Below are 1173 nucleotides of genomic sequence, written 5' to 3' on the forward strand. Positions count from 1 at the left end.
AAAGAAGCTCCAAAGACTAAATCTTGCTCAGCCCCTGTAACCTTTTTAATCCCCAAAGCTTTCAAATTAGTACCAAGCTTAGCAAGCTGAGTCTTTTTCATAGCCCAAGCATATTTAACCCCGTTGATGGTCACATATACCGCGACTTGAAAGCGTGAATTTGATTTTCTGCCGTTAGATTTCGCCTTGACAATATCCCAACCAGCAGCAACAGCAGCCGCGATCGCTGAAGGAGCAATAAAGCTGGAAGTAGTACCAGTAGCAAAGGTTTTGGAAGCTCTTTTAGGCTTTGGGTGATTTGCCCCAAAAATCAAGCCAGTTACAGGCGTTGAAGCATCAAGGGTTTGATGTCCCAAAGTTGTGCCCCGACCTGCTTCAATGGTTGTCCTGAAACCATATTTGTGATCTGCGTAAGGCGCTTCTAGCGCCACATAAACCAATCTAGATGACATTGTTATTCTTTCCTGTGAATAAAGGGTTGATTAGAAACTATCTAGAGAAGACTCTAGGCAGGAACAGCAGTAGTTTCTGCTTTATTCAGGGGTGCGCGACTGTCAAAGCTGTAGGTAGATACGACGTAATACTTACCCGCAGCAGAATCAAAAGAAGGAACGCCCGAAACTGGAGTAGGATAGCTTGCCAACTTAGTTGTATTAGCAGAATCAGCATTAAAGGCAGTCTGAGCAGCGCTCGCAACATCAAGCAAATTTGTAATAAATTCTGCGAGCTTCTCATCAGTAAGTGAAATCGAAGATTCTCCCATCAACAAAGACAAGTCAATGGTCAGGTTTGCGCCAGAAACACTAAAAGCAGTAGCGCCAAGAGCAGTATTTAATTTACCAAAAGTTAAATCAGGCATTAGAAAAACTCACTGTATTTAGTATGTGCAAAACGAATCTAACAGATTTTTACAAAAACTAAACGCTACATATAGCGTCCATCATGAGCGTACAATGCTAGGATTAGATGGACGGATATAGATGGAACCCAATGGGTTCTATGAATGGACATCCATATTTTGAGCCTCGCCTATTCCTTTAGATAGATTTTTGAATTATGGAATTAAGAGCGTATTACCTGCTTAGCACCAATAGCCGCCGAGCGATCCGCAAAACTAAGGGGAGATTTGGCAGACCCCACCACTATTCGCCACAAGCCCCATTAATTGAAAAG

At 42.5% G+C, this 1173-nt stretch carries 1 protein-coding gene and 1 pseudogene; both read right to left on the reverse strand.

Annotated elements, in window-relative coordinates; all coding sequences use genetic code 11:
* Positions 1-452 (reverse strand): annotated as a pseudogene (locus AC805_RS13970) (hypothetical protein); the annotation flags it as partial.
* A gap of 53 nt (positions 453-505) precedes the next feature.
* On the reverse strand, positions 506-859 hold the full coding sequence (locus tag AC805_RS13975) for a hypothetical protein (protein ID WP_055075986.1): 354 nt from the start codon (positions 857-859) through the stop codon (positions 506-508).
* Positions 860-1173 lie beyond the last annotated feature (314 nt).

Origin of the sequence: Pseudanabaena sp. 'Roaring Creek' (assembly GCF_001402795.1) — a bacterium.
Taxonomy (GTDB): Bacteria; Cyanobacteriota; Cyanobacteriia; order Pseudanabaenales; family Pseudanabaenaceae; genus Pseudanabaena.

Excerpts from the sequence above, each read along its gene's own strand:
- AC805_RS13975 (WP_055075986.1), bottom strand. The coding sequence starts at position 859 with ATGCCTGATTTAACTTTTGGTAAATTAAATACTGCTCTTGGCGCTACT.